This is a genomic window from Streptomyces sp. NPDC059002 (genome assembly GCF_042740435.1).
Lineage (GTDB): Bacteria > Actinomycetota > Actinomycetes > Streptomycetales > Streptomycetaceae > Streptomyces.
In genome coordinates this window covers 61,172-87,248 of sequence record NZ_JBHYJI010000012.1, presented here as the reverse complement: position 1 = coordinate 87,248, position 26,077 = coordinate 61,172, and the positions used below count along the sequence as shown (strand labels likewise).

Here is a 26,077-nt window from a genome sequence, read left to right as displayed (position 1 = left end):
GCTAACATCTCGACATTCCTGATCTTCTGGAGGGCGTGGGATGAATCCCGCAACAGCAGCCGCACAGGCTGCCCTGAGTGACCGGGGCGAGGAGATGTTCGACCTCTTCCGTCGCCCTCAAGGCCGCAGCAGGCCAAGGCCCGACGAGCGGGCGGTCATCGAGAGCGCACGGATCTCGAAGCTGACGGTCGACGGCAAGGAGGCCGTCGTCTACCGCTGGGGCGACGGTGCGCGCCCCGTGCTCCTCGTGCACGGCTGGGAATCGCGCGCCTCGCGCTACGCCAAGGCGATCGCCCGGCTCATCGACCTCGGATACAGCCCGGTCGCGTTCGACGCACCGGGGCACGGCGAGTCCACCGGCGAGGGCACCACGATCCTCGAGTACCGCGACATCCTCGTCGAACTCCACCGTGAACACGGGGACTTCGAGGCGATCGTGGCGCACTCCTTCGGGGTGACGGCGACCTTCTTCGCCCTCCAGCACGGCGTGCGCACCGGGCGCATCGTGGCGATCAGCCCGGTCCCCGACTTCGCCTACCTGGTCGAGAGCTTCTGCACGGCCGCGGGGCTCTCCGAGCAGCTCGACGAGGAGCTGCGCGGGCGCATCGAGCGGGTCGTCTACCCCGGCGAGAAGGACATGTGGACGCGGTTCTCCGTCTTCCACGAGACCGCCGATCTGGCGGTCCCGCTGCTCGTCATCCATGACGACGACGACCGTTCGGTCGACCCGGGCCAGGGGGTGCGCATGGCCGAGTTCTTCCGCGCACGCCTCGTCCGTACGCGGCGCTTCGGGCATCAGCGCATCCTGGGCGCGCCCCAAGTCGTCGAGGAAATCGTGCAGTTCGTGACGTCCGGTGCCACGGAGCCCGGCAGGAAGACCGAGGTGGTGGCGGGATGAACGGCATGCTCGCGGGCAAGCGCGTGCTGGTGACCGGGGTGCTCATGGAGTCCTCGATCGCCTTCCATGCGGCGAAACTCGCCCAGGAGCAGGGCGCCGAGGTGGTCCTCACCGGGTACGGCAGGCTCAGCCTGGTCGAGCGCATCGCCAAGCGGCTGCCCCGCCCCGCGCCCCTGATCGAGCTGGACGTACGGGACAAGGGGCAGCTCGACAGCCTCGCGGACCGGGTCCGCGAGAGCGTCGGCGGACACGCGCGCCTGGACGGCGTGGTGCATTCCATCGCCTTCGCCCCGCAGGACGCGCTCGGGGGCAACTTCCTCGAGACCGGCTGGGATTCGGTGGCGACCGCGGTCGAGGTGTCCGCGTACTCCCTCAAATCCCTCGCCATGGCCTGTCTGCCGCTCATGGAGGAGCGCGGCGGCGCCGTCGTGGGCCTCGACTTCGACGCGTCGACCGCCTGGCCCGCCTACGACTGGATGGGCGTGGCCAAGGCCGCCCTGGAGTCCACCTCGCGCTATGTCGCCCGGGATCTGGGTCCGCGCGGGATCCGCTGCAACCTCGTGGCGGCCGGTCCGATCAAGACGATGGCGGCCAAGTCGATCCCGGGCTTCGACACCTTCCGCGAGGTGTGGCGCACGCGCGCGCCCATCGGCTGGGACATCGCGGACCCGGAGCCCGCGGCCCGCGCGGTGGTCGCGCTGCTCTCGGACTGGTTCCCCCGGACCACCGGGGAGATCGTGCACGTCGACGGCGGCGTGCACGCCATCGGGGCCTGAGCCCCGCCCACGGACGCGCCGTGCGAGGGCCCGTCACCCCCGGGCGGACCTTCGCACGGCGCCTGTGCGCCCGCCCTTATGCGCCCGCCCAGCCCTCGCTGGTCGCGGGCAGCAGCGACGGGTCGGTGGCCACGCCGCGCAGCCGGTTCAGGATGGCCGTGGCCGCCTTGTCGTAGCTGGTGAACTCGTCGTGCAGGACGGACTCGGCGTTGGCCATCTCCAGGAACGCGACCAGTTCGAAGACCAGTTGGGGGATGTCGACGTCCTGTGCGAGCTCCTTCGTCTGCTGCGCCTCGAGGACGGTCTGCTCCAGATAGGTGGACCAGTTGGTGCGCGCGGCGGCGAGGGTGTCGTGCACCTGGCCGGTACGGGCGTCGTACTCCGCCGACGTCGAGTAGAAGAAGCAGCCGCCGGGGAAGACCCGCTCGCGCGAGTAGATGAGCCAGCTCGTGCACACGCGCCACAACCGGGCGATCCCCGGCGGGAGTTCACGGGCCGGCTGGACCACGTGCTCCAGATAGACCTTGATCGCCGCGCGCACCGTGGCGAGCTGGAGGTCCTCCTTGGAGCCGAAGAGGGCGAAGACACCGCTCTTGCTGAGCTTGAGCTCGCCCGCGAGCCGGCCGAGGGAGAGCCCCTCCAGGCCTTCGACGGACGCGACCTGCATGGCGCGCTTGAGGACCAGCTGACGGGTCTGGTTCCCGCGGGCGACCCGCCCGTCGACGTGTGTCACTGCCATGGTCGTGCCTGCCAATCTCCTGGGCCAGGTGCTGAGGGTGCCCGTTGAGGTGACCAGTGTACCGATTATGTGGACGATCGTGCGGTCAGTGTGTGGGGGTGTGGTGACCAAACGGCCGTACGGTCTGCCTGGTCCTGGCACTCGCCCGGGTTCCCCGGTGGGCGGATGGGGCGACGCACGAGCACCCCGGCGCCGCTGAGGCCGCCGGGGTCCCGTCCGTCCTGACGTGGCAGGGGTGTGCTCAGTCCTTGGCCGGAATCACCTCTGCCTGCGCCTCTGACCGGCCCGCCGCGTCGTGCCCGTGCTCGACGAACTCCAGGACGGCGCGCACCACTTCGGGGTCGCCGAGGATCCTGCGGTGCCCGAGTCCCTGCGTGATGATGAGCCGCGCCTGGTCGCCGAACGCCTCGGCGATCCCGCGCCCCTGGCCCACCCCGATCCGGCTGTCGCCCTCGTCGTGCACCACCAGGACCGGTGCCGTGATGGCCTCGGTGGCGTGCGAGACGGAGAACGGCATGAGGTCGGCGGGCATGCCGGGGAAGAGGTGCTTCCCGATCCGGGTGAGCAGCTCGCCCCGCAGGACGGGGCGCAGCTTGAGCTCGGCGCAGAACTCGTCGAGCAGGTACTCGAAGTCGCGGACCCCGCTGAGGGCGACGATCCGCTCCGCCTTGACGCCCCCCTTGATGGCGTAGAACGAGGCGAGGGTGCCCAGGGAGTGTGCGACCAGGGCCTCGAACGTGCCGTACTGGTCGTGCAGTTCGGTCAGAATGCTGCGGTATTCGAGGATGGTGGTGCTGCGGCCCGTGCCGTCGCCGTGGCCGGGGGCGTCGAAGGTGACGACGCTGTAGCCCCGGTCGAGCAGCCCCGGGATGAGGTCGGCGTAGCGCGAGCCGCGCGACTGCCAGCCGTGCACCAGCAGGACCGGCCGCTCGCCGCTGCCCCACAGGTAGGTCACCGCGGACTTGCCGTTGACCCGGATGCGTCCCCGGTGCGTGGCGGCGAACAGCTCGCGCTCCGAGGAGCGCATCTTGCTGCGGGCCAGTGGCATGTGGAACAGGGTGTAGGCGGCGGAGCCCGCGAGTCCGGCCGAGACGCGGGAGACGGCGTTGATGGTCGTACTCACGATTGCCTCTGTGGGGCCCATGTCCAGTACTCCTCGGTCGGCGGCAGCAGAGATCTGGTATATTAGCACGACCGTCCGTGCTTATATATTCCGGAGTTCACGGACCCAGCGCTCACGAGGGGAACGCCATGCCGTCCACCATCTGGTTCGCGCCATGGACGTCAGGCCCTGCAGCGGCCTCCGCCCACGAGAAGGACGTGGCCGGGGCGGCCACGGTCAGCGTCACCGAGTTCACCCCGCACCACCCCTGGACCGCGCTGGGCGTCAATGTCGCGGGCGCCGTCCTGCGCCGTTCCTGGCGCGATGTCACCGGCGCCCTCGGCCTCTGGCTCTGGGTGGACCCCGACCCGCGCCGCCCCCGCTCGGGCTCGGTCTCCGTCTGGCGCGACGGGCGGGACCTGAAGGGCTTCGTGGCGCGCCACGACCACGTCCGCGTCATGCGCTCGTATCGTGACCGGGGCACGATGCGCTCGGCCCTGTGGGAGACCGAGAGCTTCGACGCGGCGGCGACGCAGGAGGCGATCCGCTCCTTCCTCTCCGGGCGGTCACCGTGGCCGCGCGACGCGTCGACGGGAGGTGGGCGCGCGTAGAGGCCCTCTTGCCAAGGCCCCCGAACCGGTTCAGGATCGTCCCTCCCGCGGTGGTCGCCGAGGTGCCGTGCCACCCGGGCATGCACGAGCTCAGTACCTGAACGAGGAGGTCCCGCCGTGGATTTCGGACTTGTGCTGCAGACCGACCCGCCCGCGTCGGCGGTCGTCGGACTCATGCGACGCGCGGAACGCAACGGCTTCCGCTATGGCTGGACGTTCGACTCCGCGGTGCTCTGGCAGGAGCCGTTCGTCATCTACAGCCGCATCCTCGAACACACGGAACGGCTGATCGTGGGGCCCATGGTCACCAACCCGGGGACCAGGACCTGGGAGGTGACCGCCTCCACCTTCGCCACCCTCAACGACATGTACGGCAACCGCACCGTCTGCGGCATCGGACGCGGCGACTCCGCGATGCGCGTCGCCGGGCGCAAGCCCAACACCCTTGCCACGCTCGGCGAGGCCATCGACGTGATCCGCGACCTCGGTGAGGGCCGCCCCGCGGACGTCGGCGGGCAGACGCTGCGGCTGCCGTGGGTGCGGGACGGGAAGCTGCCGGTGTGGATGGCGGCGTACGGACCCAAGGCGCTCGCGCTCGCCGGGCAGCGGGCCGACGGGTTCATCCTGCAACTCGCCGACCCCTACCTCACCCAGTGGATGGTCAAGGCCGTACGGGACGCGGCCGCCGATGCGGGGCGCGATCCGGCCGACGTGAAGATCTGCGTCGCCGCGCCCGCCTACGTCGGCGACGACCTCGCGCACGCCCGCGAGCAGTGCAGGTGGTTCGGCGGCATGGTCGGCAACCACGTCGCCGACCTCGTCGCCAAGTACGGCGAGCACTCCTCGATGGTGCCGCAGGCCCTCACCGAGTACATCAAGGCCCGCGAGGGCTACGACTACAGCCACCACGGGCGTGCCGGGAACCCCGACACCGCCTTCGTGCCCGACGAGATCGTCGACCGGTTCTGCCTCGTCGGACCGGTCGAGGCGCACATCGAACGGCTCAGGGAACTGCGGGAGTTGGGCGTCGACCAATTCGCCCTGTACGCGATGCACGACGCGCGCGAGAACGTCATCGACGCATACGGCACCCAGGTCATCCCCGCCCTCGCGTGACCGGCATCGTCCGCATATGAGGGGGCAAGACAGGGCATGGCATGATCTCCGCGTGACCGTCATACCGAGACCGCTCAGACATGCCGTGGCCCTGTCGGCGACCGCGCTGCTCGTGGCCGGTTGCGGGCTCTCCGCGGAACTGGACCGCGAGACGAACCCGGGACGCGAGCCGAAGCCCGAGGCCACGCGGCCCGAGCCGACCCGGTCCGCGCCGAGCGGGCCGGGCGACCTCGCGCTCGGCCCCGACGGGCCGTCCCCCTCCGCACCGCCGTCCCCCGGCACCCCGCGCTGCCCGGCGTCGGGCGTCACCATGTCCCCGGGCATGGTGACCGCCGCGATGGGCCTGCGCGCGATGTCGGTGACGGTGACGAACTGCGGCAAGGGCGTGCGCGAACTCAACGGATACCCGGACATCCGCGTCCGGGGCCTGGACAAGAAGCCCTTCCGCGTGACCGTGCTCAAGGGCACCGAGCCGGTCACCACCATGGACGACCCCGGACCGCGCCGCATCCGTCTGAAGCCGGGCGAGTCCGCGTACACCTCGCTGGTCTGGCGGTACTCGGCCGTCGACGCGTCCACCCGCGAGGGCAGCGGCGTCTACGTCGACATCGGCACCGCCAAGGGCGCCGCGCGCCAGACCATCGAGCCGGAGGGCGGCCTCGACATCGGCGAGACCGGCATGCTCGGCACGACGGCCTGGCAGCGCAGCCCGGACGACGAACAGCCGCACCGCCCGGAGGACCGGCCTACGGCACCCGCGCCGTCCACTCCGGGGAGCTGAACTTCGTCCGGGCCAGCTCCTGCGCCCGGGCCAGCTCCTCCTCGGTGACCTTGCCGTCCGTCAGGCCGTACCGCCCGCGGAAGGACTCGATCATCCGGTCGATGACCGACTCGCGCGGCAGACCGGTCTGGCGGCGCAGCGGGTCCACGCGCTTCTTGGCGCTCTTCGTCCCCTTGTCGGACAGCTTCTCCTTGCCGATGCGCAGCACCTCCAGCATCTTGTCCGCGTCGATGTCGTACGACATCGTCACGTGGTGCAGCACCGCGCCCGGGCCGCCGCCGGGCGCCACCATGCGCTTCTGCGCGGCCCCCGCGATCTTCCCCGCGTCCGTCGCGATGTCGTTCAGCGGCTGGTACCACGCCTTGATGCCCATGTCGGCGAGGGCGCCGAGCACCCAGTCGTCGAGATACGCGTAGCTGTCCTGGAACGAGAGCCCCTGCACGAGGGCCTCGGGCACCGACAAGGAGTACGTGATGGTGTTCCCCGGCTCCACGAACATCGCCCCGCCGCCGGAGATCCGGCGCACCACCTCGATGCCGTGCCGGGCCGCGCCCTCCGGGTCGACCTCGTTGGCAAGCGACTGGAAGCTGCCGATGATCACCGAAGGGGCGCCCCACTCCCACACCCGCAGCGTCGGCGCGCGCCGGCCCGCAGCGACCTCCTGGGTGAGCACCTCGTCGAGCGCCATGTGCAGCGCGGGCGCCTGCGGGCCCTCGTGGACGAGCTGCCAGTCGTAGTCGGTCCAGTCGGTCGCGTGCGCGAGGGCGCGGCGCACGGCGACGCCGATGCCCTCCGACGTCAGTCCGTACATCACGGTGCCCTCGGGGAGCGCCGCGTCGATCCGGGCGGCGAGCCCCGCGGTGTTCGTGTCGGCGGGGGCGCCGTCGAGCGCTCCGTTGATCGCGTCGAGCGCCTCGTCCGGTTCCAGGAAGAAATCACCCGCCACGCGCGTGTGCCGCAACTCGCCGCCCTCGACGTCCAGATCCACTACGACGAGCTTGCCGCCGGGGACCTTGTACTCACCGTGCACCGTTCTTCCTCCATGCCCGCGCTTCGGTTCAGCCTGTCTCGGCCGAACGCCTCGGCCGTTCCGAATTCTTCCTTACGCCGACTCTGTCCGGTTCGCGGCGGGCGATCGCACGGCGGGCGCGCCTGCTTCGGGGCTAGCCTGCGGATCATGTTCACGACGCGTCCCACACTGCAGGGCACCTTCGGCATGGTGTCGTCCACCCACTGGCTCGCCTCGCAGTCCGCGATGGCCGTTCTGGAGGACGGGGGCAACGCTTTTGACGCCGCCGTCGCCGCCGGATTCGTCCTGCACGTGGTCGAGCCCCATCTCAACGGTCCCGCCGGCGAGGTCCCGATCGTGCTCGCGCCCGCGGGCGGCGACGTGCGCGTGCTCTGCGGCCAGGGGCCCGCGCCCGCCGGTGCCACCGTGGCCCACTACCGGTCCCTCGGCCTGGACCTGGTGCCCGGCACCGGGCCGCTCGCCGCGGCCGTGCCCGGCGCGTTCGACGCCTGGATGCTGCTGCTCCGCGACCACGGGACGAAGTCGCTCGCCGACGTCCTCACGTACGCCATCGGGTACGCGGAGGACGGGCACGCGCCCGTGGAGCGCGTCGTGGAGACCGTCGGGACGGTGCGGGAACTCTTCGAGCGCGAGTGGCCGTCGTCGGCCGCCGTCTATCTGCCGGACGGTGAACCGCCGCGCACCGGCGAGCTGTTGCGCAACCCGGCGCTCGCGGCCACCTGGCGACGGCTGATAGCGGAGGCCGGGGAACGGGCCGGAGCCGGGGCCGATGGCGATGTCCGCGTCGCGGAGATCGACGCCGCGCGCGAGGTGTGGCGCGACGGCTTCATCGCCGACGCGCTGGTGCGGCAGGCGGGACGGCCCACCATGGACACCAGCGGACGGCGGCACGAGGGAACGCTGTCGGCGGACGATCTGCGCGGCTGGTCCGCGGGGTACGAGGACCCGGTCACCTACGACTGGAACGGCTGGACCCTGTGCAAGGCCGGGGCCTGGAGCCAGGGCCCGGCCTTCCTCCAGCAACTCGCGCTGCTGCCGCGGAACGTGGCGGAACTCCCGGAGTACGGATCGGCCGCGTACATCCATCTCCTGGTCGAGGGCTGCAAGTTGGCCATGGCCGACCGGGAGGCCTGGTACGGCGACGCCGGGGGCGGCGCGGCCGACGTGCCCGTTGCGGAGCTGCTCTCCGCCGAGTACAACGCCCTGCGGCGACGGCTCATCGGCGAGAAGGCCTCCTACGAGCTGCGGCCGGGGAGCCCCGGCGGACGGCGGCCCAGGCTGTCGGCGCACGCCGCCGCGGTGGCCGCGGGGGAGCACCCCGGAGCCGACGCGGCGGGCGGCATGGCGGCGGCGGGGAGCGGCGAGCCGACCGTGGCCGTGGACGGCGGGACCCGGGGCGACACCTGCCACCTCGACATCGTCGACCGCTGGGGCAACATGCTCTCGGCCACACCGAGCGGCGGCTGGCTGCAGTCCAACCCCGTCGTGCCCGAACTGGGCTTCCCGCTCGGCACCCGGCTCCAGATGGCGTGGCTGGAGGAGGGCCTGCCGAACTCGCTCACACCGGGGCGGCGCCCGCGGACCACGCTCACGCCGTCCCTGGCGCTCAAGGACGGGGTGCCCGTCATGGCCTTCGGCACGCCGGGCGGCGACCAGCAGGACCAGTGGCAGGTGCACTTCTTCCTGGGGGTCGTGCTGCGGTCCACGGTGCGGGGCGGCCTCGATCTGCAGGGCTCCATCGACGCCCCGAACTGGCACACCGACGCCTTCCCCGGCTCCTTCCACCCGCGCGAGATGCGGGCGGGCAGCCTCACGGTCGAGTCGCGCACGGACCCCGACGTGGTGGCGGAGCTGCGGCGGCGGGGGCACGACGTGACGGTGGGCGGCGCGTGGTCGGAGGGGCGGCTGTGCGCGGTGGCACGGGATCCGCGGACCGGGGTGCTTTCGGCGGGGGCCAATCCCCGGGGGATGCAGGGGTACGCCGTGGGGCGGTGAGAGAGTGGGCGGGCGGCGGGGCGCGGCACGGGAGGTTCACCGTGAGGTAAGGGGGCGTTCAGGTGGGGCGTACGGGATGTCAGTGGGGCGTGCTCTCATGGACACATGATCGAAAAGTTTCTGGTGCACGGCGTGCACGGCGTTGAAGAGGCCCTCCGCAAGGCTGCCGCGGCCGAGGTCATGCCCCGGTTCCGGCAGCTCGCCGAGGGCGACGTGGTCGAGAAGTCCGGGCCGCACGACGTGGTGACCGTCGCCGACCGCCGCGCCGAGGAGCAGCTCACCGCCGATCTCGCCGCCCTCCTTCCCGGCTCCGTCGTGGTCGGCGAGGAAGCGGTGCACGCGGACCCGTCGAGGTACGAGGCGATACGGGGCGCCGCTCCGGTGTGGATCGTCGACCCGGTGGACGGCACCCGGCAGTTCGTGCGGGGCGACCCCGGCTTCTGCATGCTCGTCGCCCTCGCGGTCGACGGCGAGGTCCAGGCCTCGTGGACGTACGCACCCGCCCTCGACGAGCTGGCCGTGGCCGTCCGCGGCAAGGGCGCCCACCTCGACGGACGGCCGCTGGTCGCGGGCTCGCCCGCGCCGGGCCCCGCCATCGAAGTGGCCACCTCGCACCCGGACTTCACCACCGACGCCCAGAAGCAGGCGCTGAGCGGCCTGTGGACCGAGGGTGTGCGCCCCCGCCCCTGCGGATCCGCGGGACTGGAGTACCTCGCCATCGCGAAGGGCGAGTTGGACGCCGTCGCCTTCTCCTGGGAGCTGGCCTGGGACCACGCCGCGGGTCTGCTGCTCGTCGCCGAGGCCGGCGGCGCCGACCTGACCCTGGCGGGAGAGCCGTTCCGGATAGCCGGGGGGAACGCCCTGCCGTTCACCGCGGCGCGCGACGCGGCCACGGCCGAGCGTGTGGTGGGTCTCCTCGCGGGCACCGCCTGATCCCGCGGACCGCCCCGGGGGTACCCGCGCCGACGGCGGCGCCGGTGCCCCGGCCTATCCTGGCGGCAGTGGCCATCGGCTGACAAAGGAGTCCGAAGGTGCCGTCGATGCTTGATGCCGTCGTCGTGGGGGCGGGACCGAACGGGCTCACCGCTGCCGTCGAGCTGGCCCGCCGGGGCTTCTCGGTGGCCGTCTTCGAGGCCAGGAGCACCGTGGGGGGCGGGGCACGCACGGAAGAGCTGACGCTGCCGGGATTCCGGCACGACCCCTGCTCCGCCGCCCACCCCCTTGGCATCAACTCCCCGGCGTTCCGCGCCATGCCGCTGGACCGGTACGGCCTGGAGTGGCTGCAGCCCCCGCTGCCGATGGCGCACCCCTTCCTGGACGGCACCGCGGCCGTGCTCTCCCGCTCCGTCGCCGAGACCGCCGCCTCGTTCGGGCCGCGCGACGCGGGGGCGTACCGGCGCCTGGTGGAGCCCTTCCTCGGCAAGTGGGACGTCCTGCTGCGGGACTTCATGTCGCTGCCGCTCAGCTCGCTGCCCCGGGACCCCGTCACCCTCGCCCGCTTCGGACTCGCGGGCCTGCCGCCGTCGACGTGGCTGATGCGGCGCTTCCGCGAAGAGCGCGCCCGCGCGCTCTTCGCCGGACTCGTCGCCCATGTCATCGCGCCGCTCGACGGCATCGTCACCGGCGGCGTCGGCCTGGTCTTCGCGCTGGCCGCGCACGCCCGCGGCTGGCCCGTCGCTCGCGGCGGCTCGCAGTCCATCTCCGACGCGCTCACCGCGTACCTGACGGACCTCGGCGGCGCGGTCCACACGGACTACGAGGTCAAGCGGCTCGACGACCTGCCGCCCGCCCGCGCCTACGTCTTCGACACCTCGCCCACCGCGCTCGCCAGGATCGCCGGACTCGGCCGCGCCTACGAGGGGTACCGGTACGGCGCCAGCGCCTTCAAGATCGACTACGCCCTCGACGGGCCCGTGCCCTGGACCGCGCAGGAGCCGTGGACCGCGGGGACCGTCCAGGTCGGCGCGAGCAGCAAGGAGATCGGCGCCGCGCTGCACGCCGCCTCGCGCGAGGGCCGCGCCCCCGACGCCCCGTTCCTGATCACGGTGCAGCCCAGCGTCGTCGACCCCGGCCGCGCCCCGGCGGGCCAGCACGTCTTCTGGGCGTACGGCCACGTCCCGAACGGCTGGGACGGCGATCTGACCGACGCCATCGAGCGCCAGCTGGAGCGCTTCGCGCCCGGATTCCGCGACCGGATCCTCGCCCGCGCCACGGCGGGCCCGCCCGAACTCGCCGCGCGCAACGCGAACTACGTGGGCGGCGACATCGCGTGCGGAGCCGCCAGCGGACTCCAGCTCCTGCTGCGGCCCAAGCTCTCCCTCTCCCCGTACACCACGGCCCACCCCGCCGTCTTCATCTGCTCGTCCGCGACCCCGCCCGGTCCCGGTGTGCACGGCATGTCGGGGCACAACGCGGCGAAGGCGGTGTGGCGGCGGCTCAGGAGCGCGTGAGGGGCCTGGTGGCGCGAGGTTGATGTCGGATTCCCGCCAGCCCGGGCGGGCCCGATCCTCGATGCTTGACGGCATGCACACCGACACCGAGCGTTGCGTACGTGCTGTTCAGTCGAAGGACGCCCGCTTCGACGGATGGTTCTTCACGGCCGTCCTCACCACGCGGATCTACTGCCGTCCCAGCTGTCCGGTCGTGCCGCCCAAGGCCGAGAACATGACCTTCTACCCGAGCGCCGCCGCCTGCCAGCAGGCCGGATTCCGGGCCTGCAAGCGGTGCCGCCCCGACAGCAGCCCCGGCTCGCCCGAGTGGAACCAGCGGGCCGACCTCGTGGCCCGCGCCATGCGGCTCATCGGCGACGGCGTCGTCGACCGCGAGGGCGTCCCGGGTCTCGCCGCACGCCTCGGCTACAGCGCCCGGCAGGTCGAGCGCCAGCTGCTCGCCGAGCTGGGCGCGGGACCACTCGCCCTGGCCCGCGCCCAGCGCGCGCAGACCGCGCGGCTGCTCATCGAGACGACCGCGCTGCCCATGGCGGAGATCGCCTTCGCCGCCGGGTTCTCCTCGATCCGCACGTTCAACGACACCGTGCGCGAGGTCTTCGCGCTGGCCCCCGGCGAGCTGCGCGCCCGTGTGCCGAAGCGCGCCGCCGCGGGGCAGGTGCCCGCGGCGTCCGGCGCCCCCGGGGTCCTCTCGCTGCGCCTGCCGTTCCGCAAGCCGCTCAACCCCGACAACCTCTTCGGGCACCTCATCGCGACCGGTGTGCCCGGCGTCGAGGAGTGGCGCGACGGGGCCTACCGGCGCACGCTCAGCCTCCCCTTCGGGCACGGCATCGTCGCGCTCACCCCGCACCCCGACCACATCGGCTGCCGGCTCAGCCTCACCGACCTGCGCGACCTCACCCTGGCCATCAGCCGCTGCCGCCGCCTGCTCGACCTGGACGCCGATCCGGCCGCCGTCGACGGCCAGTTGAGGAGCGACCCGCTGCTCGCGCCGCTCGTCGACAAGGCGCCGGGCCGTCGCGTGCCCCGCACCGTGGACGAGGCCGAGTTCGCCGTACGCGCCGTGCTCGGCCAGCAGGTCTCCACGGCCGCCGCCCGCACCCACGCCGCGCGCCTGGTCACCGCGCACGGCACCCCCGTCGAGGACCCCGAGGGCGGCCTCACCCATCTCTTCCCCGCCCCCGGGCAGCTCGCCGCGCTCGACCCGGAGTCCCTCGCCCTGCCGCGCAGCCGCCGCACCACGCTGACCACGCTCGTCGGCCGGCTCGCCGACGGCAGCCTGCGGCTCGGTGCCGAGAGCGACTGGGAGGAGGCCCGTGCCCGGCTGACCGAACTGCCCGGCTTCGGGCCCTGGACGGTCGAGGTGATCGCGCTGCGGGCCCTCGGCGACCCGGACGCCTTCCTCCCCACCGACCTCGGAATCCGGCGCGCCGCACAGGAGTTGGGCCTGCCGCACACCCCGGCGGCGCTCACCGCGCGCGCCGCGGCCTGGCGGCCCTGGCGGGCGTACGCGGTCCAGTACCTGTGGGCCACCGACGACCACCCGATCAACGTCATCCCCGCGTAAGCCATCCCCCGAGGGACGTACTCATGGAACGCCTGCACACCGTCATCGACAGCCCCTACGGGCCGCTCACGCTCGTCGCCACCGACGGCGTCCTCAGCGGCCTCTACATGACCGAGCAGCGCCACCGCCCGCCGCAGGAGACCTTCGGCGACCGCGACCCGGCGCCGTTCGGCGAGACGATCAGCCAGCTGACGGGCTACTTCGCCGGTGAACTCACCGAGTTCGACCTGCCCCTTCGCCTGGACGGCACGCCGTTCCAGCGGACGGTCTGGCAGGAGCTCCGGCGGATCCCGTACGGCGAGACCCGTACGTACGGCCAACTCGCCGACGCCCTCGGCAAACCGAACGCCTCACGCGCCGTGGGCCTCGCCAACGGCAAGAACCCCATCGGCGTCATCGTGCCCTGCCACCGCGTCGTCGGGGCCGACGGCAGCCTGACGGGATACGGCGGCGGGCTCGACCGCAAGAAGCGGCTGCTCGCCTTCGAGGGCGGGCCCGAGGACGGGGCCGGGGCGGACGCCCTGTTCTGAGCCGTGTGCTGCCGGGTGCTGGGCGGCGCGCTGCCGGGGCGGTGTCAGCCGACCCGGTGGCCGTTCTCCAGCTCCGCCGTGCCGCCGCCGTCCGCCAGGACGTCGAGGGCGACCGCGACCCGGCGCCCCAGCGCGCCGGGCAGCAGCTCCGCGAGGTCCGCGCGCTCCACCAGGCGCCAGGAGACCAGCTCCTCCTCCTGGAGCACGATCGACTTCAGCCGCTCCGCGTCGAGCACCCCGCCGTCGTACAGATACGCCACCAGCGGCGGCCGGACCCGCTCGCTGCCCGCGGGCACCCAGTCCACCGCGAGCAGCGGACCGAGCACGACATCGAGCCCGATCTCTTCGAGGGTCTCCCTGCGGGCGCCCTGCCGCGGCGTCTCCCCGGCGTCGGACTCGACGGTCCCGCCCGGCAGCGCCCAGCCCTCGCGGTAGTTGGGCTCGACGAGCAGGACCCGTCCCTCGGCGTCCCGGAAGAGCGCGGCGGCCCCGACGAGCACGCGGGGGAGTCCTGCGACGTATGTGGCGAAGTCCTGGATGGTCACGGGGGAAGCGTAGCCGGGGCGGCCCCGTCAGCGTCCGGGCAGCCCGAGGTCCCTCATGAGGCGGTAGGTCGCGAGGGTGCCGGGGTGGATGGGGCCGAGGACGCGCTCGCGCGCTTCGAGGACGCTCCGCGCGATGTCGATGGCCTCGGCCAGGATGCCCGATCTGTGCAGCGCGACGGCCAGTTCATGGCCGCTCGCGAGGGTGTCGGGGTGCTCGCTGCCCAGCACGCTCTCGCGTCCGCTGCGCGCGGCGCGGGCTTCGACGACGGCCTTCGTGTAGTGGCGCAGGGCGATGAGGGTGACGGCGAGGTTGTGGCGGCACAGCAGGGTGTCGGGATGGGTGTGGCCCCGGACGTTCTCCCAGAGGCGGAGCACGATGCGGTAGACCGTGTGCGCCTCGTCGTGGCGGCCCATGCGGGCGAGCACGAAGGCGAACTGCTGGTGCGCGGTCAGGGTGTCGGCGTGCTCATTGCCGAGCACCTCGGCGCGCCGTGTCGCGCAGTTGCTGAACGTCTGCAGGGCGTCATCGAGGCGGTCGAGGGCGAGTTGGAGGTGACCGGTCTCGTACTGCGTGGACAGCAGGTGCGGGTGGTCGGGGCCGAGGTGTTCGAGCTGGCGGGCAGCGATTCTCTCCAGCCAGCCGAGCGCGGCGTGGTGGTGCCCCTGGCGGCCATGTGTCACGGCGGCCTGGAACTCGTCGGCGTACATGGCCTCATACGGGACGCGCCGGGGCAGCGGCAGCCGGAAGGGGATGCCGGACGAGGGTGCCCGCGAGTGGTGGAGCACGGGGTCGCGGCCGGTGAGGTCGATGCGGAAGTCCAGGTCGAGCGGCCCTCGTTCGGGGCCGTCGAGCACCAGGAGGTGGATGTCGAGGTCTTCGAGCCAGCCCGTCTCGCCCGTCAGTCCGTCCGGCGTGACGACCGCGATCAGCCGGGTGAGTTCGGGGCGTGGCCTGCCCATGGCGCGCGCCTCGGTGAGCAAGGTGCGGCGGCGTGTGCGTTCGCCGCCGAGCGTGCGTTCCAGGGAGGCGGATCCGGCCGCCGCCACGATGTGGGGCAGCGTGCCGGCCGTCGCCGGACGCAGGTACTGCTGGGTCGCGTCGAAGAGGTGGAACTGCACCGCCACCGGTGAATACCGTTCGGCCAGGCCGCAGACGATCCCGTCGAGGACGGCGGACCAGTCCGCCGCCGACCCCTGGATGATGCCGTGCGGGCCCATGGCGCGGAAGTCGAGGACGACGTCGGCGCCCCGCTCGTCGCGTCCGACGGGCACGGCGAGCGTGCCGTCGGCGTCGCCGTCCGTACGGGGCGCGTGGGTTTGCGACTCGACGAACGCCCGGAAGTGCTCGGCCACTTCGCGGGCCGTGGGCCGCTCGTCGAGCAGCGGCGACGAGCAGCGCCGCAGGATGTCGGTCAAGGAGTGGGGCAGGCCGCGGCCCGCGGCTCCGAGGAGTACGAGGCCGAGCTTGGAGATGTCGTGTTCGACGCCGTCGGCGTGCTCGTGCACGCACCAGCCGGTGACGCACACGTCGTCCGGCGTCAGCAGCACCCTGCTCGGCACCAGGTCGCCGTGCAGGATCCCCCGGACGTGGGCGTCCGCGAGGACTCCGGCGACCCGCAGGCCGAGCAGGGCGAACTGCCCCGGGTCGGCGTACCGTTCGCCGTCCAGGGTCCGGCCCGCGAGGTACGGCGCGGGGCGACCGTCCGCCAGGTGGAGTTCCATCGCAAGCCAGGACGGCTCCGCCGCCGGGTCCATGCCGATCAGCCGGGGCGCCCGGCAGCCGTTCAGGAGGCGCAGCGCCTGGGCCTGCCGGGGCAGCGTGGTGCGGCTCAGCGAACCCGAACGCGTCAGCCGGAGGGCCGCGACGCCCCCCTCGGCGCGCCGTCCCAGGAACATCCCGCTGGTCGTCTTCGCGCTGCTGTGCCGCGCGAACAGCCGCCAGGGGCCCGCCCATCGGGGATTCGCGGGCTGCAGCGACCGCCACGGCGAGCCGGGTGCGTCGACATACGCGGGCACGTCGTCCGTGGACGCGTCATGCGGGGGTACGTCCGGTCCGGCGGAGGACGGCGCGGGTGCCGCCCGCGGGACGCCCACCCCCACCCCCAGCCTCCGCATCAGCCGTTCGTCCACCCAGCCGAACGGCCGTGCCCCGTCGCCGACCCGTCCGGCGCCCTCGGGGTGGGCGAGCCAGGCCGGGAAGTCGGCGGACCTGCCCGCCAGTTCGCCCAGACGGTCCGTCACGGTCCGGCTGGTACGCAGGAGTTCGCGGACCGGCGCGGTGCCGAGGAGGATGTCGCGGGCCTCGGACGTGACGTCGTAACTCCGGTGCTGCGGGGCGAGATCGACGGAGTCGTCGCAGCGTCGCATCAGACCGCTCAGGAACACCTCGGCGAGGTGCCCGGTCGTCACGTCCGGTCCGAGCGCGTCCTGCACCAGGCGCATCACCGGCACGGACGCCGGGGCGACGGCGGCGACATGGGCGGCCAGGCGGTACGCCTCCGGGGACACCGTGTCCCGGAACCGCAGGACGTGCTGGCCCGTGTCGAGCGGGTCGGGCGCCGCAGGGGCCGGTGCGAAGGGCTCGGTCAGGAGCGGCAGGACGGCGCTGGCCCCGGGCGATGCGACCAGGCCCGCCCAGGCGCCGACCGCGGCCGGCTCGGGCGCGAGCACCGGGACCGGCACGCCGTCGAACCCGGTGAGCCCGGACGGGAGGACCGGATCCGCCACGTCCCAGGTGAGGTTGGGCGCGCCGCGCCGCCGGGTGGTGACGCGCCAGCGTTCGGCGCGGATGCCGGAGCCGTCCCACAGGTGCGGGGGCAGCGCGTGCAGCACGGCCGTCGGCCCGAACCGCCCCCACTGCTTGAGGAGTTCCCGCATTCGCCCGTCCCGCCAGGCCGCGCCGACGCCGTCGCTGAGCACGAGGATCAGGGTGTTGCCGCCCGGGTCGGTCACCGTGGCGGGCGGCAGCACGGCGGTGCCGGGCGTGAAGGGGCGGCGGCCGAGGAGCGGGGCGCCCGGGGTACGGGTGTCCAGGCCGTGCACGCGTACGTCACGGAACGCGCCGCTGCGTTCGAGGAGCAGCCGCGTCTCCGTGGCGAGCCGCTGCCACAGGAGCATGGAGGCCCCGTCGTCCACGAGCAGCGTCAGATCGAGCCAGCGCGCGCGGGCGGGGCGCAGCACGGCGTCGGTGAGACCGCTGTGGGCCGTCGAGTCGGCGGTGGCGGTCTCGTCGAGCTCCCAGCGTCTGCGGTCGGCGACGGTCTGCTTCAACGGGCGTAGCGCACGGCCCAGTTGGAGCTGCCGGGAGCCGAGGGCGCGGGCGCCGGGGGTGCGGACGGGGCGGGCGGGGACGGCGTTCCTGCGCGGGGCGCGGGCGGTGCCGCCGTAGAGGGGGGAGCGGCCGGGGGACTCCCTGAGGGGGGTGGACGGGGCGGTGCGCGGGACCGCGCGAGGCTGGACGTCGGCGTCCGCGGGCGGTGCCACGGGGTGGGGCCGCCGCTTCGGCGGAGGCGGTTCGTCGTCGGCGGAGGCAGGTTCCCTGGGCATGCGGAGCCTCGTCGAGTCCGCCTGCGCTCCGGGGACCGGTGGCAGCCACCCGTCCCCGTACGCCTGCCGCGCCGGTGTGATCGTCCCCGACGCCCGGGCCAGGGCCGTCGACGCGCCCTCGGGCAGCCGCGCCGCCAGCCACAGCGCGTCGAGCAGCTCCTCCTGCGTGAGCTCCACACCGCTCTCCGCGAACGCCCCGAGCGCCAGGCGCAGCCGCTCGGGCCGCCCGCGGGCGGCGCTCCCTCGCAGCATCTGCCTGATCCGGTCGACGGCGTCCTGCTGGTCCGCCACCCCTACACCGCCCCACCGAGCCGATGGAGCACCGCGTCGAGCAGCGCGCCCGGCGGCAGGTCGAGTCCGCCCTTGCGCAGGAACACGGCGTTCAGGAGCTGGTCCGTGGCCAGTTCGCCGGGGGCGCGGCGGCCGAGGAAGGTGCGCAGGAGGTCGTCGAGGCCGTCGAGCGCGGCGTCGCCGAGGTGGGCCTCGACGATGTCCCGCAGCCGCTGCTCGTCCGGCTCCGCGAGGTCGAGGCGTACGCAGCGGCGCAGGAACGCGGGCGGGAACTCGCGTTCGCCGTTGCTGGTGATGACCACGACCGGGAACTCGGAGCAGCGCACCCTGCCCCGCGTCACCGGCGCCCGCACCTGCGGATCCGCGGTGAGGACGTCGATGTGCGCCTGGTCCTCGGGGAGCCTGGCCAGCTCCGGGATCTCGAACTCGCCCTCCTCGAAGACCGTCAGGAGGTCGTTCGGCAGGTCGACGTCGCCCTTGTCGAGCTCGTCGACGAGCAGGACGCGCGGACGCTCGCCGGGGACCAGGGCGGTGCCGAGCGGGCCAAGACGGACGTACGAACCGATGTCGGGCCCCTCGTCCTCGGTGCCGTCCTCCGAAGCGGCCTCGCGGCGCAGATTCGACTCGCGGAGGCGGCCGATCGCGTCGTAGTCGTAGAGGGCGTCGCGCAGCGTGGAGCGGCTGTTGACCGGCCAGGTCAGCACGCGGCCGAGGGACAGCTCGTGCGCCACGGCGTGCGCGAGGGAGGACTTGCCGGTGCCGGGATGCCCGGTGACCAGGAGCGGGCGGCGCAGCAGCAGTGCGGCGTTGACCACCTCCGACTCGTCGGGGCCGATCAGATAGGGGCGGGGCCGTGGCGTGCCGTCCGCCGGGGTGAAGCGGCGCCAGGGCGGGGCCTCGGGGAAGTCGACGCGCCGGGCGTCGCCGTCGCCGCGGAACAGGCGCCAGTCGCCTTGCTGGGGTGCCGTCATGAACTGCGTACTCCTTCGTCGGAAAGCGGGCGCGGCGGCGCGTCGGGGTCCGTGAGTCTCGGCTCGTGGTCGGATCCCGCGCGGTCCTGCCACACGAGGTCCTCCCAGACGAGGGAGGGGCGCGCCAGGCATCCCGCGGGGTCCGGCAGCGTGGCCGCCCTGAACCGGTGCAGCCGGCCCGGGAGTTCGTGCAGGCGGCCGGTGGGCGCGAGGGGTTCGAGGCGGTGGGCGTGGTCGTGTCCCTCGGCCTCGCGGTCCCAGAGCACGACGGGGACGCCGAGGGCGAGACAGAGGTCGAGCAGCTGGGCGCGGAGCGCGGGCGGGCCGTGCAGGACGACGTGGTTGGCGTCCCGGTGGGTGGAGCTCAGCAGCGCGGCGACCTGCCGTCCGTCCGCGCAGCTCGGGTCGATGACCAGGGGTCTGCCGTGCCCGTCGCCCCAGCGGCGGCGGTGTTCCCCCTCGCGGCGCGGCACCCGTCGGCTCATCTCCGGGCAGCGCAGCGTGAGCGGGAAGGAGGCGCCGAGCGGGAGGCTCGGCACGAATTCGTTGGGGCTGCCCGCGTCCCATTCGTCGAAGGGCAGGTGGAGTGCCGCCCTGTCGACCTCGATGTCGACGGCGGGCAGCCCGTCGCCGGACCGTTCGGCGCCCTCGCGGATCAGCGCGCCGACCTGTTCCGGCGTCAGGGGCGTGTCGCCCGTCGTGGTCTCCAGGCGGCGCACCGTGCCGTCCGCGTGCTGCTGCCACAGTCGGCACCGGTAGCGCTCGGCCCGTTCGGTGCCTTCGCCGTCCGGTTCGGCCCGGGTGAGCCGGGCGAGGAGCCGGGTCACCGGGGGTGTCCGGGCGCCCGCCCAGTGCGCGGCGTCGGCCCTGCGCTGGTCGCGTGCCGCGGGGTGCACGCCGATCCTGGCGCAGACCCGCTCGCTCCAGCGGCCGAGGGCGTCGCCGACGTGTCCGCCCGCGGCGGCGGCGATGAACTCGACCAGGTGCACGAGCGCGGGCACCCGCGGCGTTCCCGCGGGCACGCGGCCGCCGTCCTGGTACTCCTCCAGGTCCGCGATGACCTGCCCGAGCGCGGACACGGGAAGGCGCGCGGTGCACAGGGCGGAGGGGAGCGGCGTGTAGCGCAGCGCCTCCTGGGCGGCGCGGGCGGGCAGCGTCGGATCGTGCAGGACGACCCGCCTGAGCTGCTCTTCGAGGAAGGCGTGCTCGCGGCGCGAGAGCAGCCCCGCCGCCTCGACGGCCCGCCCGGTGCCGAGCAGTGCCGTCAGGTGGTCGGGCCGTGCGCCGTGGGGCCCCGCGGTGAGCAGCGACTCGCTGAGTGTCGGCAGGGCGCGGGGCCGCTCCAGGAGGACGGCGGTCAGTTCCTCGACGCGGGGCGCCGAGCCGTCCGACGGTACGGCGAGGCCCAGTTCGGCGGCGAGCCGTCGCGCGTGTTCGGCGCGCACCACCGGGTCGGGCAGCAACGAGTGCAGCAGGGAGGTCAGTTCGGCGGCCAGCGGGTCGTCCTGCGGGGTGCCGCGCAGCGTACGGCAGTCGTCCACGACGTCGCCCGCCCCCGCCGCGTACAGCTGCTCGCGCACCGTCTGCCAGGGCAGCGCCCAGGTGCGGCGCAGCGTCTGGCCGGGGTGGGCGGCGTCCGGCTGCCCGAGGCGTCCGACGACGAGCCCGGCCGCGCTGTCGCCCGAGTCGGTCCACAGCGGCCCGCCGCTGAACCCGGGGCCGATCGCGGCGCCGGACAACGGGCCGTCCAGATAGCCCAGTTGGCCGTCGAGCAGTTTGAGGACCGTGTCCGCGAAGGTGATCGGCTCCCCGCAGCCGTGCCAGGCCCGCAGCGACTGACCCTCCGTCATGTCCGTCCAGACGACGGGGTCGGCACCGGCGGGCGCGGGCTCGGCGAGGTGCAGGACGCACAGGTCGCCCTGCCAGGCCGCGGCGCCGTGCCGGGGCGGCACCCACACCTCGATCTGCGCCTTGATCCGTACCGTGCGCCGGGCGAAGCCCACCTGGAGCACCTCGTCCGCGGGCCGCGTGCCGCTCAACAGCGGCCGCCCGAGCGCTTCATTGACGACATGCGCGCAGGTCAGGGCGCGCCCGGGGGAGAGCAGCGCGGCCGCGCCGACCGCCGCGTCGCCGTCCCGTCCCAGGACGGCGACCACCGGCGGCGGCCCTTCCGCCCCTTTGAACCAGCCCACGACTACGCCCCGTCGCCCCCGCTCGACGGACCGTCGGTCCCGGCCCCCTGACCATCCGCGCGCCGCCATGTCGCCGACACCGTCATGGTCGCCGCCCCCTTCAGGCCGACGATGCCGAGCTTCAGGTCCTTGCCCACCTCGATGCCGAAGTCGACCGTGAACTCCTCGGGCGGCCGCTCGGCTCCGGACACCGCCGCGTGCACCTCGTCGAGGAGCGGGCCGAGCGGGCGCAGCGTGGCCCGCAGCGCGTCGGCGGCGAGCGCCGCGGTCCGGCCGCCGCCGGTGGAGACGGGGCCCGGCACACCGAACTCGGGCGGCAGCGCGCCCGGTTCGGGAGCCTGCCCCACGTCGGCGAGCTCGACGCGCAGCGCGGCCCCGGCCAGGTCCAGTTCCAGGTACTCAGGCATGGAGTCATTGTGCGGCCAATTCCACGGTGCGCGCCGCGAGTTCGCTGATCCGGGCGCCGTCGAAGCCGAACACCGCGCTGCTCACCCGGTCCGCGAGGGGCTCGGTCCACTGGGCCGGGATGGCCGCGGCCCCGCACAGGACGCCCGCCACCGACCCGGCCGTCGCGCCGTTGGAGTCGGTGTCCAGACCGCCGCGCACGGTGAGTGCGACGGTGCGGGTGAAGTCCCCCTCGCCGTACAGGAGTCCGGCGGTCAGGACGGCGACGTTCGGCACCACATGGATCCAGCCGAGGCCCGCCGTCTCCTCGGTGAGCGTGGTGAGCGTGTCGGCCCAGCCGAGGCCCGCCTCGTGGAGCGATGTCACGCGCCGCACCGTGCGTGCGAGGCGGCTGCTCGCGGGGATCACGGCGAGCGCCGTGTCCACCGCGTCGCGCGGTCCGGCCGCGGTGAACGCCGCCGCGATGAGCGCGGCCGCCCACATCGACCCGTAGACGCCGTTGCCCGTGTGGGAGAGGACGGCGTCGCGGCGGGCGAGCGCGGCGGCGCGGCGCGGGTCGCCCGGCGACGTCCAGCCGAAGACGTCGGCGCGGATCAGCGCGCCGATCCAGTCCTGGTACGGGTTCTCGTACGTGGCGGTGAGCGGCGGCCGCAGTCCGCTCGCGAGGTTGCGGTACGCGGCGCGCTCCGCGGTGAACGTCTGCAGATACGGCAGGCGCAGCAGCCACAGGTCGCCGACCTGCTCGGTGCTGAACGCGAACCCGTGGGTCTCCAAGAGGTGCAGGCCGAGGATGGCGTAGTCGACGTCGTCGTCCCGGCAGCTGCCGTGGATCCGGCCGCGCACACAGCGGCGCCACTCGGGGCGCAGCTCGAACTCCTCGTCGCCGTCCGGCGGTTCGGGGAGGTAGTCGGTGAGGGGCAGCGCGTCGGCGCGCCGCAGATAGCGGTCGATGCGCTCGCGCGTCCAGTAGTCGCCACGCTCCACCGGTTTGCCGAGCATGTTGCCCGCGATCCGCCCGAGCCAGCCGCCGAGCACCCGGTCGGCGAGGTCGACGGTGCTGGATCCGGTGCCTGCGAGGGTCTTGGAGGTCATGCGTCCGGTCTACCGAATCCGGGGCGCTTCCGCGCGGTCACGACGCCGATGCGGCGCGAAGCATGTGCGGCCGAGGGCCCCGCCCATGTGGCGGGGCCCGATCCGCTGAGCGGCCTTGTGGAAGGTCGTTGCGGTCCGGGTGCGCCGCGTAGGGGCGCGGGGCAGTGGCCAGCCACGACGCACCCGCAGATGTGGACCGCACTTCCCGCGGAGCGCTCAGTCCTCGTCCTGGCTGCGGGATCTGACGATCCGTCGCAGCCGGGGGTGACGCTCCGGGGTCTGCTCGGTGATCGCGTCACCGACCATCGCGCGCACCGCGTCCCGCAGGCCGTGCAGCGCGTGCCCGCGCGCGGGCCCCGCACCGGGGTCCTCGCGCAGCTCCTTGAGGAGCGCCCAGCACAGCGTCAGCATCACCACGACGAACGGCAGCGCCACCAGGATCGTCGCGCTCTGCAGCGAGCTGAGCCCGCCCGCGACCAGGAGCACCGCGGCCACCGCCGCCATCAGGACGCCCCAGGTGACGACCAGCCAGGTCGGCGGGTGCAGCGAGCCGCGGCTGCTGAGGGAGCCCATCACCAGGGACGCGGAGTCGGCGCTCGTGACGAAGTACGTCATGACGAGGATCATCGCGACCCATGAGGTGACCGTGCCGAGCGGCAGTGCGTCCAGCATCGCGAAGAGCGAGGACTCCGCGCCCTCCTTCACCTTCTCGGCCATGTCGACCTTGCCGGTGGAGTCCAGGCGGATCCCGGTGCCGCCCATCACACAGAACCAGATGACGGTGGCGCCGCTCGGCACGAGCAGCACACCGATCAGGAACTCGCGGATCGTGCGGCCGTGGGAGATCCGCGCGATGAACGTGCCGACGAACGGCGCCCACGACAGCCACCACGCCCAGTAGAAGATCGTCCACGCGCCGAGCCAGCTGCTGTCGGTGAAGGCGCCGGTGCGCGTGGCCATCGGCAGGAGTTCGTGGAGATAGCCGCCGAGGCTGGCCGGGATCGCGTCCAGGATGTAGACGGTGGGGCCGAGCACGAAGACGAACAGCATCAGACAGGCGGCGAGCGCGAGGTTGAGGGTGCTCAGCCACTTCACGCCCTTGTGCACCCCGGAGAACGCGGAGACCACGAAGGCCGTGCCGAGGGAGGCGATGATGATCAGCTGGAGGGTGGTCGAACTCTCCGCGCCCGTGGTGAGGTTGAGGCCGGTGGCGACCTGGAGGGCACCCACGCCGAGGCTCGTCGCCGTGCCGAAGACGGTGGCGAAGAGCGCGAGCAGGTCGATGAGACGGCCCGGCCAGCCCGCTGCCCGCCGGGCGCCGATGAGCGGCACGAAGACCGCGCTGAGCCGGTTGCCGCGGCCCTTGCGGAAGCCCGCGTAGGCGAGGGCGAGGCCCGCGATGCCGTAGATCGCCCAGGGGGTCAGGGTCCAGTGGAAGAAGGAGTACTCGAGGGCGGTGCGGGCGGCGCCGCCGGTGCGGGGCTCGGCGCCGCTGGAGGGCGGCGGGTTCAGATAGTGGGTGAGGGGCTCGCCGACGCCGTAGAACATCAGGCCGATGCCCATGCCCGCGCTGAACATCATCGCGATCCACGCGAGGTCGGTGAACTCGGGCCGTGCGTCGTCCTTGCCGAGCCTGATCCGGCCGAAGCGGCTGATCGCGAGGACGACGCACAGGACGAGGAAGACGTCCGCGGCGATCACGAAGAGCCAGGCGAAGTTGTCAAGGACCCAGGCGAGTGCGGTGTCCGACGCGCTCTCGAAGGACTTCTTGCCGATCGCCGCCCACGCGACCACCGCGAGGACGGCGGCCACGCCGATGCCGATGACGGCGAAGTCGGGGGTGCCGTCGGAAGGGGAGCCGCCGGAGGGGTCCCGGCCGTTCGACGGCGGGTCCGGCGGGCCCTCGTCGGGCAGGGGCTGATCGATCATTTCCGTGCTCATGACGCACCACTATGGAGCGGTAAAGGGGTATTTATCGCCTGGGCACGCCGTCCGCCGCCGAGGGCGGCCATGGGCAGGGAGCCCCTCCTGCGGTTATGGTCGCAGCGGCGCGACTGCCTTGACGCGAGCAAGGCCCGGAAAGCAAGGGGAATGCAAGGTGGCGGACGCTGCAGGGACGGCGGGACACGAGCGGCAGGCGCAGCGTGTCCTCATCGCCGCGGACAAGTTCAAGGGTTCGCTCACGGCCGTGCAGGTCGCCGAGCGGGTGACGGCCGGACTCCACCGCGTCGCCCCCGGTGTGCAGGTCGAGGCGCTGCCGGTCGCCGACGGCGGCGACGGCACGGTCGCCGCGGCCGTCGCGGGCGGCTTCGAGCGCCGCGAGGTGCGGGTCACCGGACCGCTCGGCGCCGAGGTGACCGCGGCGTACGCGCTCAAGGACGGCACCGCCGTGGTGGAGATGGCCGAGGCCTCCGGCCTCCAGCTGCTCCCCGACGGCGTCTTCGCGCCGCTCACGTCCACGACGTACGGCTCCGGAGAGCTGCTCCGCGCCGCGCTCGACGCGGGGGCCCGCACCATCGTCTTCGGCGTCGGCGGCAGCGCCACGACCGACGGCGGCGCGGGCATGCTGGCCGCGCTCGGCGCCCGCTTCCTGGACGCGGACGGCGCGCCCGTCGCGCCCGGCGGCGGCCCGCTGAAGGACCTGGCGAGCGCCGATCTCTCCGGCCTCGACCCGCGCCTGAAGGACGTCGGGATCGTCCTCGCGAGCGACGTCGACAACCCGCTGACCGGCCCGAAGGGCGCGCCCGCGGTGTACGGACCGCAGAAGGGCGCGACGCCCGAGGACGTCGCCGCGCTGGACTCGGCGCTCGCCCACTTCGCCACGGTCCTGGAGAAGGCCATCGGCCCCAAGGCCGCCGAGTACGCGCAGTCGCCGGGCGCCGGCGCGGCGGGCGGCATCGGGTACGGCGCGCTCGTCGGGCTCGGCGCGAGCTTCCGGCCCGGCATCGAGGTCATGCTCGACGTGCTCGGCTTCGCGCCCGCCCTGGCCCGCGCCACCCTCGTCATCACCGGTGAGGGCTCCCTCGACGAGCAGACCCTGCACGGCAAGGCGCCCGCCGGGGTGGCCGCCGCCGCCCGCGCCGCCGGGATCGAGGTCGTCGCGGTCTGCGGCCGCCTGGCCCTGGCCCCCGAGGTCCTCGGCAGGGCGGGCATCCGCCGCGCGTACGCCCTCACCGAGGTCGAGCCCGACGTGGCGCGGTGCATCGCGGAGGCGGGCCCGATCCTGGAGACCGTGGCCGAGGGCATCGCGCGGGACTTCCTGGCCTGACGACTCTCTTCCGTACGTCCAGTCCGAGTTCGACCGATCCGATTCCGTACGTCCGGCGAGGCCCCCCCACAAACACGCGGGGCCACACCCGCGTATTGCCGCCGCATGGCGGAAAACCCCCAATACCACCCGGAAAAAGATATATTAATAATTAAAAGTAAATGATTAGATAATT

The 26,077-nt window shown here is 73.4% G+C and carries 21 protein-coding genes; 11 read left to right on the top strand and 10 right to left on the bottom strand.

The window, feature by feature from the left end:
- The first annotated feature begins 40 nt into the window (after window positions 1-40).
- Together ACFWZ2_RS13985 and fabI are read left to right on the top strand one after the other, a co-directional pair.
- Window positions 41-898, top strand: coding sequence for an alpha/beta fold hydrolase (locus tag ACFWZ2_RS13985; protein ID WP_384545324.1), 858 nt, complete (start codon window positions 41-43; stop codon window positions 896-898).
- The gene (gene fabI / locus ACFWZ2_RS13980; protein ID WP_384545323.1) at window positions 895-1,674 is read left to right on the top strand and encodes an enoyl-ACP reductase FabI; all 780 of its coding nucleotides are present in this window, start codon (window positions 895-897) and stop codon (window positions 1,672-1,674) included. The genes ACFWZ2_RS13985 and fabI overlap by 4 nt, the downstream gene beginning before the upstream one ends.
- Window positions 1,675-1,750: 76 nt before the next feature.
- Here fabI and ACFWZ2_RS13975 read toward each other — a convergent pair whose 3' ends face one another.
- Both ACFWZ2_RS13975 and ACFWZ2_RS13970 read right to left on the bottom strand, forming a co-directional pair.
- Window positions 1,751-2,413 carry a TetR/AcrR family transcriptional regulator gene (locus ACFWZ2_RS13975; protein ID WP_384545322.1) on the bottom strand — a complete coding sequence of 221 codons (663 nt, stop codon included), beginning with the start codon at window positions 2,411-2,413 and terminating at the stop codon, window positions 1,751-1,753.
- A 241-nt stretch (window positions 2,414-2,654) separates the two neighbouring features.
- Window positions 2,655-3,536: an alpha/beta fold hydrolase gene (locus ACFWZ2_RS13970; RefSeq protein ID WP_384545321.1), complete on the bottom strand. Its 882-nt coding sequence runs from the start codon at window positions 3,534-3,536 to the stop codon at window positions 2,655-2,657.
- A gap of 128 nt (window positions 3,537-3,664) precedes the next feature.
- Here ACFWZ2_RS13970 and ACFWZ2_RS13965 point away from each other — a divergent pair, with 128 nt between their 5' ends.
- From ACFWZ2_RS13965 to ACFWZ2_RS13955, 3 genes are all read left to right on the top strand, one after another.
- Window positions 3,665-4,126: a hypothetical protein gene (locus ACFWZ2_RS13965; RefSeq protein WP_384545320.1), complete on the top strand. Its 462-nt coding sequence runs from the start codon at window positions 3,665-3,667 to the stop codon at window positions 4,124-4,126.
- A 117-nt stretch (window positions 4,127-4,243) separates the two neighbouring features.
- On the top strand, window positions 4,244-5,242 hold the full coding sequence (locus ACFWZ2_RS13960; protein ID WP_384545319.1) for a TIGR03842 family LLM class F420-dependent oxidoreductase: 999 nt from the start codon (window positions 4,244-4,246) through the stop codon (window positions 5,240-5,242).
- Window positions 5,243-5,294: 52 nt separating this feature from the next.
- The gene (locus tag ACFWZ2_RS13955; RefSeq protein WP_384545318.1) at window positions 5,295-6,023 is read left to right on the top strand and encodes a DUF4232 domain-containing protein; all 729 of its coding nucleotides are present in this window, start codon (window positions 5,295-5,297) and stop codon (window positions 6,021-6,023) included.
- Here the strand turns inward: ACFWZ2_RS13955 and ACFWZ2_RS13950 are convergent.
- Window positions 5,989-7,053 (bottom strand): biotin/lipoate A/B protein ligase family protein, encoded by a 1,065-nt coding sequence (locus ACFWZ2_RS13950; RefSeq protein ID WP_384545317.1) that lies wholly within the window; start codon window positions 7,051-7,053, stop codon window positions 5,989-5,991. The two genes, ACFWZ2_RS13955 and ACFWZ2_RS13950, sit on opposite strands and share 35 nt — an antisense overlap.
- 147 nt (window positions 7,054-7,200) lie before the next feature.
- Between ACFWZ2_RS13950 and ACFWZ2_RS13945 the strand changes: the two genes are divergently transcribed.
- From ACFWZ2_RS13945 to ACFWZ2_RS13925, 5 genes are all read left to right on the top strand, one after another.
- Window positions 7,201-9,048, top strand: a complete 1,848-nt coding sequence (locus ACFWZ2_RS13945; RefSeq protein WP_384545316.1) for a gamma-glutamyltransferase family protein — start codon at window positions 7,201-7,203, stop codon at window positions 9,046-9,048.
- A gap of 105 nt (window positions 9,049-9,153) precedes the next feature.
- On the top strand, window positions 9,154-9,981 hold the full coding sequence (locus ACFWZ2_RS13940; protein ID WP_384545315.1) for an inositol monophosphatase family protein: 828 nt from the start codon (window positions 9,154-9,156) through the stop codon (window positions 9,979-9,981).
- Between the two features lie 107 nt (window positions 9,982-10,088).
- Window positions 10,089-11,498 carry a phytoene desaturase family protein gene (locus ACFWZ2_RS13935; protein ID WP_384545314.1) on the top strand — a complete coding sequence of 470 codons (1,410 nt, stop codon included), beginning with the start codon at window positions 10,089-10,091 and terminating at the stop codon, window positions 11,496-11,498.
- 73 nt (window positions 11,499-11,571) lie between these two features.
- A complete protein-coding gene (locus ACFWZ2_RS13930) occupies window positions 11,572-13,062 on the top strand; it encodes an AlkA N-terminal domain-containing protein (RefSeq protein WP_384545313.1) in 1,491 nt (496 codons plus the stop codon).
- Between the two features lie 23 nt (window positions 13,063-13,085).
- Complete coding sequence (locus tag ACFWZ2_RS13925) at window positions 13,086-13,592, top strand: methylated-DNA--[protein]-cysteine S-methyltransferase (protein WP_384545312.1); 507 nt, start codon at window positions 13,086-13,088, stop codon at window positions 13,590-13,592.
- A 44-nt stretch (window positions 13,593-13,636) separates the two neighbouring features.
- Here ACFWZ2_RS13925 and ACFWZ2_RS13920 read toward each other — a convergent pair whose 3' ends face one another.
- The 7 genes from ACFWZ2_RS13920 to ACFWZ2_RS13890 form a co-directional block, all read right to left on the bottom strand.
- Complete coding sequence (locus ACFWZ2_RS13920; RefSeq protein ID WP_384545311.1) at window positions 13,637-14,137, bottom strand: NUDIX domain-containing protein; 501 nt, start codon at window positions 14,135-14,137, stop codon at window positions 13,637-13,639.
- A gap of 27 nt (window positions 14,138-14,164) precedes the next feature.
- A complete protein-coding gene (locus tag ACFWZ2_RS13915; protein ID WP_384545310.1) occupies window positions 14,165-17,974 on the bottom strand; it encodes an SAV_2336 N-terminal domain-related protein in 3,810 nt (1,269 codons plus the stop codon).
- 2 nt (window positions 17,975-17,976) lie between these two features.
- Entirely contained in the window at window positions 17,977-18,945 is a 969-nt protein-coding gene (locus ACFWZ2_RS13910; RefSeq protein WP_384545309.1) for an AAA family ATPase, read from the bottom strand.
- Window positions 18,942-21,137 carry a hypothetical protein gene (locus tag ACFWZ2_RS13905; protein ID WP_384545308.1) on the bottom strand — a complete coding sequence of 732 codons (2,196 nt, stop codon included), beginning with the start codon at window positions 21,135-21,137 and terminating at the stop codon, window positions 18,942-18,944. Before ACFWZ2_RS13905 ends, ACFWZ2_RS13910 begins: the two co-directional genes overlap by 4 nt.
- A 2-nt stretch (window positions 21,138-21,139) precedes the next feature.
- Window positions 21,140-21,544, bottom strand: coding sequence for a CU044_2847 family protein (locus ACFWZ2_RS13900; RefSeq protein WP_384545307.1), 405 nt, complete (start codon window positions 21,542-21,544; stop codon window positions 21,140-21,142).
- 4 nt (window positions 21,545-21,548) lie between these two features.
- Complete coding sequence (locus ACFWZ2_RS13895) at window positions 21,549-22,634, bottom strand: ADP-ribosylglycohydrolase family protein (RefSeq protein WP_384545306.1); 1,086 nt, start codon at window positions 22,632-22,634, stop codon at window positions 21,549-21,551.
- Window positions 22,635-22,850: 216 nt separating this feature from the next.
- A complete protein-coding gene (locus ACFWZ2_RS13890; RefSeq protein WP_384545305.1) occupies window positions 22,851-24,575 on the bottom strand; it encodes a BCCT family transporter in 1,725 nt (574 codons plus the stop codon).
- 157 nt (window positions 24,576-24,732) lie between these two features.
- On the opposite strand from ACFWZ2_RS13890, the gene ACFWZ2_RS13885 reads away from it, so the two are divergent.
- Window positions 24,733-25,902, top strand: a complete 1,170-nt coding sequence (locus tag ACFWZ2_RS13885) for a glycerate kinase (protein ID WP_384545304.1) — start codon at window positions 24,733-24,735, stop codon at window positions 25,900-25,902.
- Window positions 25,903-26,077: the final 175 nt, after the last annotated feature.

Bases quoted from the DNA above. Each gene is read 5' to 3' on its own strand.
- ACFWZ2_RS13985 (WP_384545324.1), top strand. From the start codon at position 41: ATGAATCCCGCAACAGCAGCCGCACAGGCTGCCCTGAGTGACCGGGGC.
- fabI (WP_384545323.1), top strand. From the start codon at position 895: ATGAACGGCATGCTCGCGGGCAAGCGCGTGCTGGTGACCGGGGTGCTC.
- ACFWZ2_RS13975 (WP_384545322.1), bottom strand. From the start codon at position 2,413: ATGGCAGTGACACACGTCGACGGGCGGGTCGCCCGCGGGAACCAGACC.
- ACFWZ2_RS13965 (WP_384545320.1), top strand. From the start codon at position 3,665: ATGCCGTCCACCATCTGGTTCGCGCCATGGACGTCAGGCCCTGCAGCG.
- ACFWZ2_RS13945 (WP_384545316.1), top strand. From the start codon at position 7,201: ATGTTCACGACGCGTCCCACACTGCAGGGCACCTTCGGCATGGTGTCG.
- ACFWZ2_RS13940 (WP_384545315.1), top strand. From the start codon at position 9,154: ATGATCGAAAAGTTTCTGGTGCACGGCGTGCACGGCGTTGAAGAGGCC.
- ACFWZ2_RS13935 (WP_384545314.1), top strand. From the start codon at position 10,089: ATGCTTGATGCCGTCGTCGTGGGGGCGGGACCGAACGGGCTCACCGCT.
- ACFWZ2_RS13930 (WP_384545313.1), top strand. From the start codon at position 11,572: ATGCACACCGACACCGAGCGTTGCGTACGTGCTGTTCAGTCGAAGGAC.
- ACFWZ2_RS13925 (WP_384545312.1), top strand. From the start codon at position 13,086: ATGGAACGCCTGCACACCGTCATCGACAGCCCCTACGGGCCGCTCACG.
- ACFWZ2_RS13910 (WP_384545309.1), bottom strand. From the start codon at position 18,945: ATGACGGCACCCCAGCAAGGCGACTGGCGCCTGTTCCGCGGCGACGGC.
- ACFWZ2_RS13900 (WP_384545307.1), bottom strand. From the start codon at position 21,544: ATGCCTGAGTACCTGGAACTGGACCTGGCCGGGGCCGCGCTGCGCGTC.
- ACFWZ2_RS13895 (WP_384545306.1), bottom strand. From the start codon at position 22,634: ATGACCTCCAAGACCCTCGCAGGCACCGGATCCAGCACCGTCGACCTC.
- ACFWZ2_RS13890 (WP_384545305.1), bottom strand. From the start codon at position 24,575: ATGAGCACGGAAATGATCGATCAGCCCCTGCCCGACGAGGGCCCGCCG.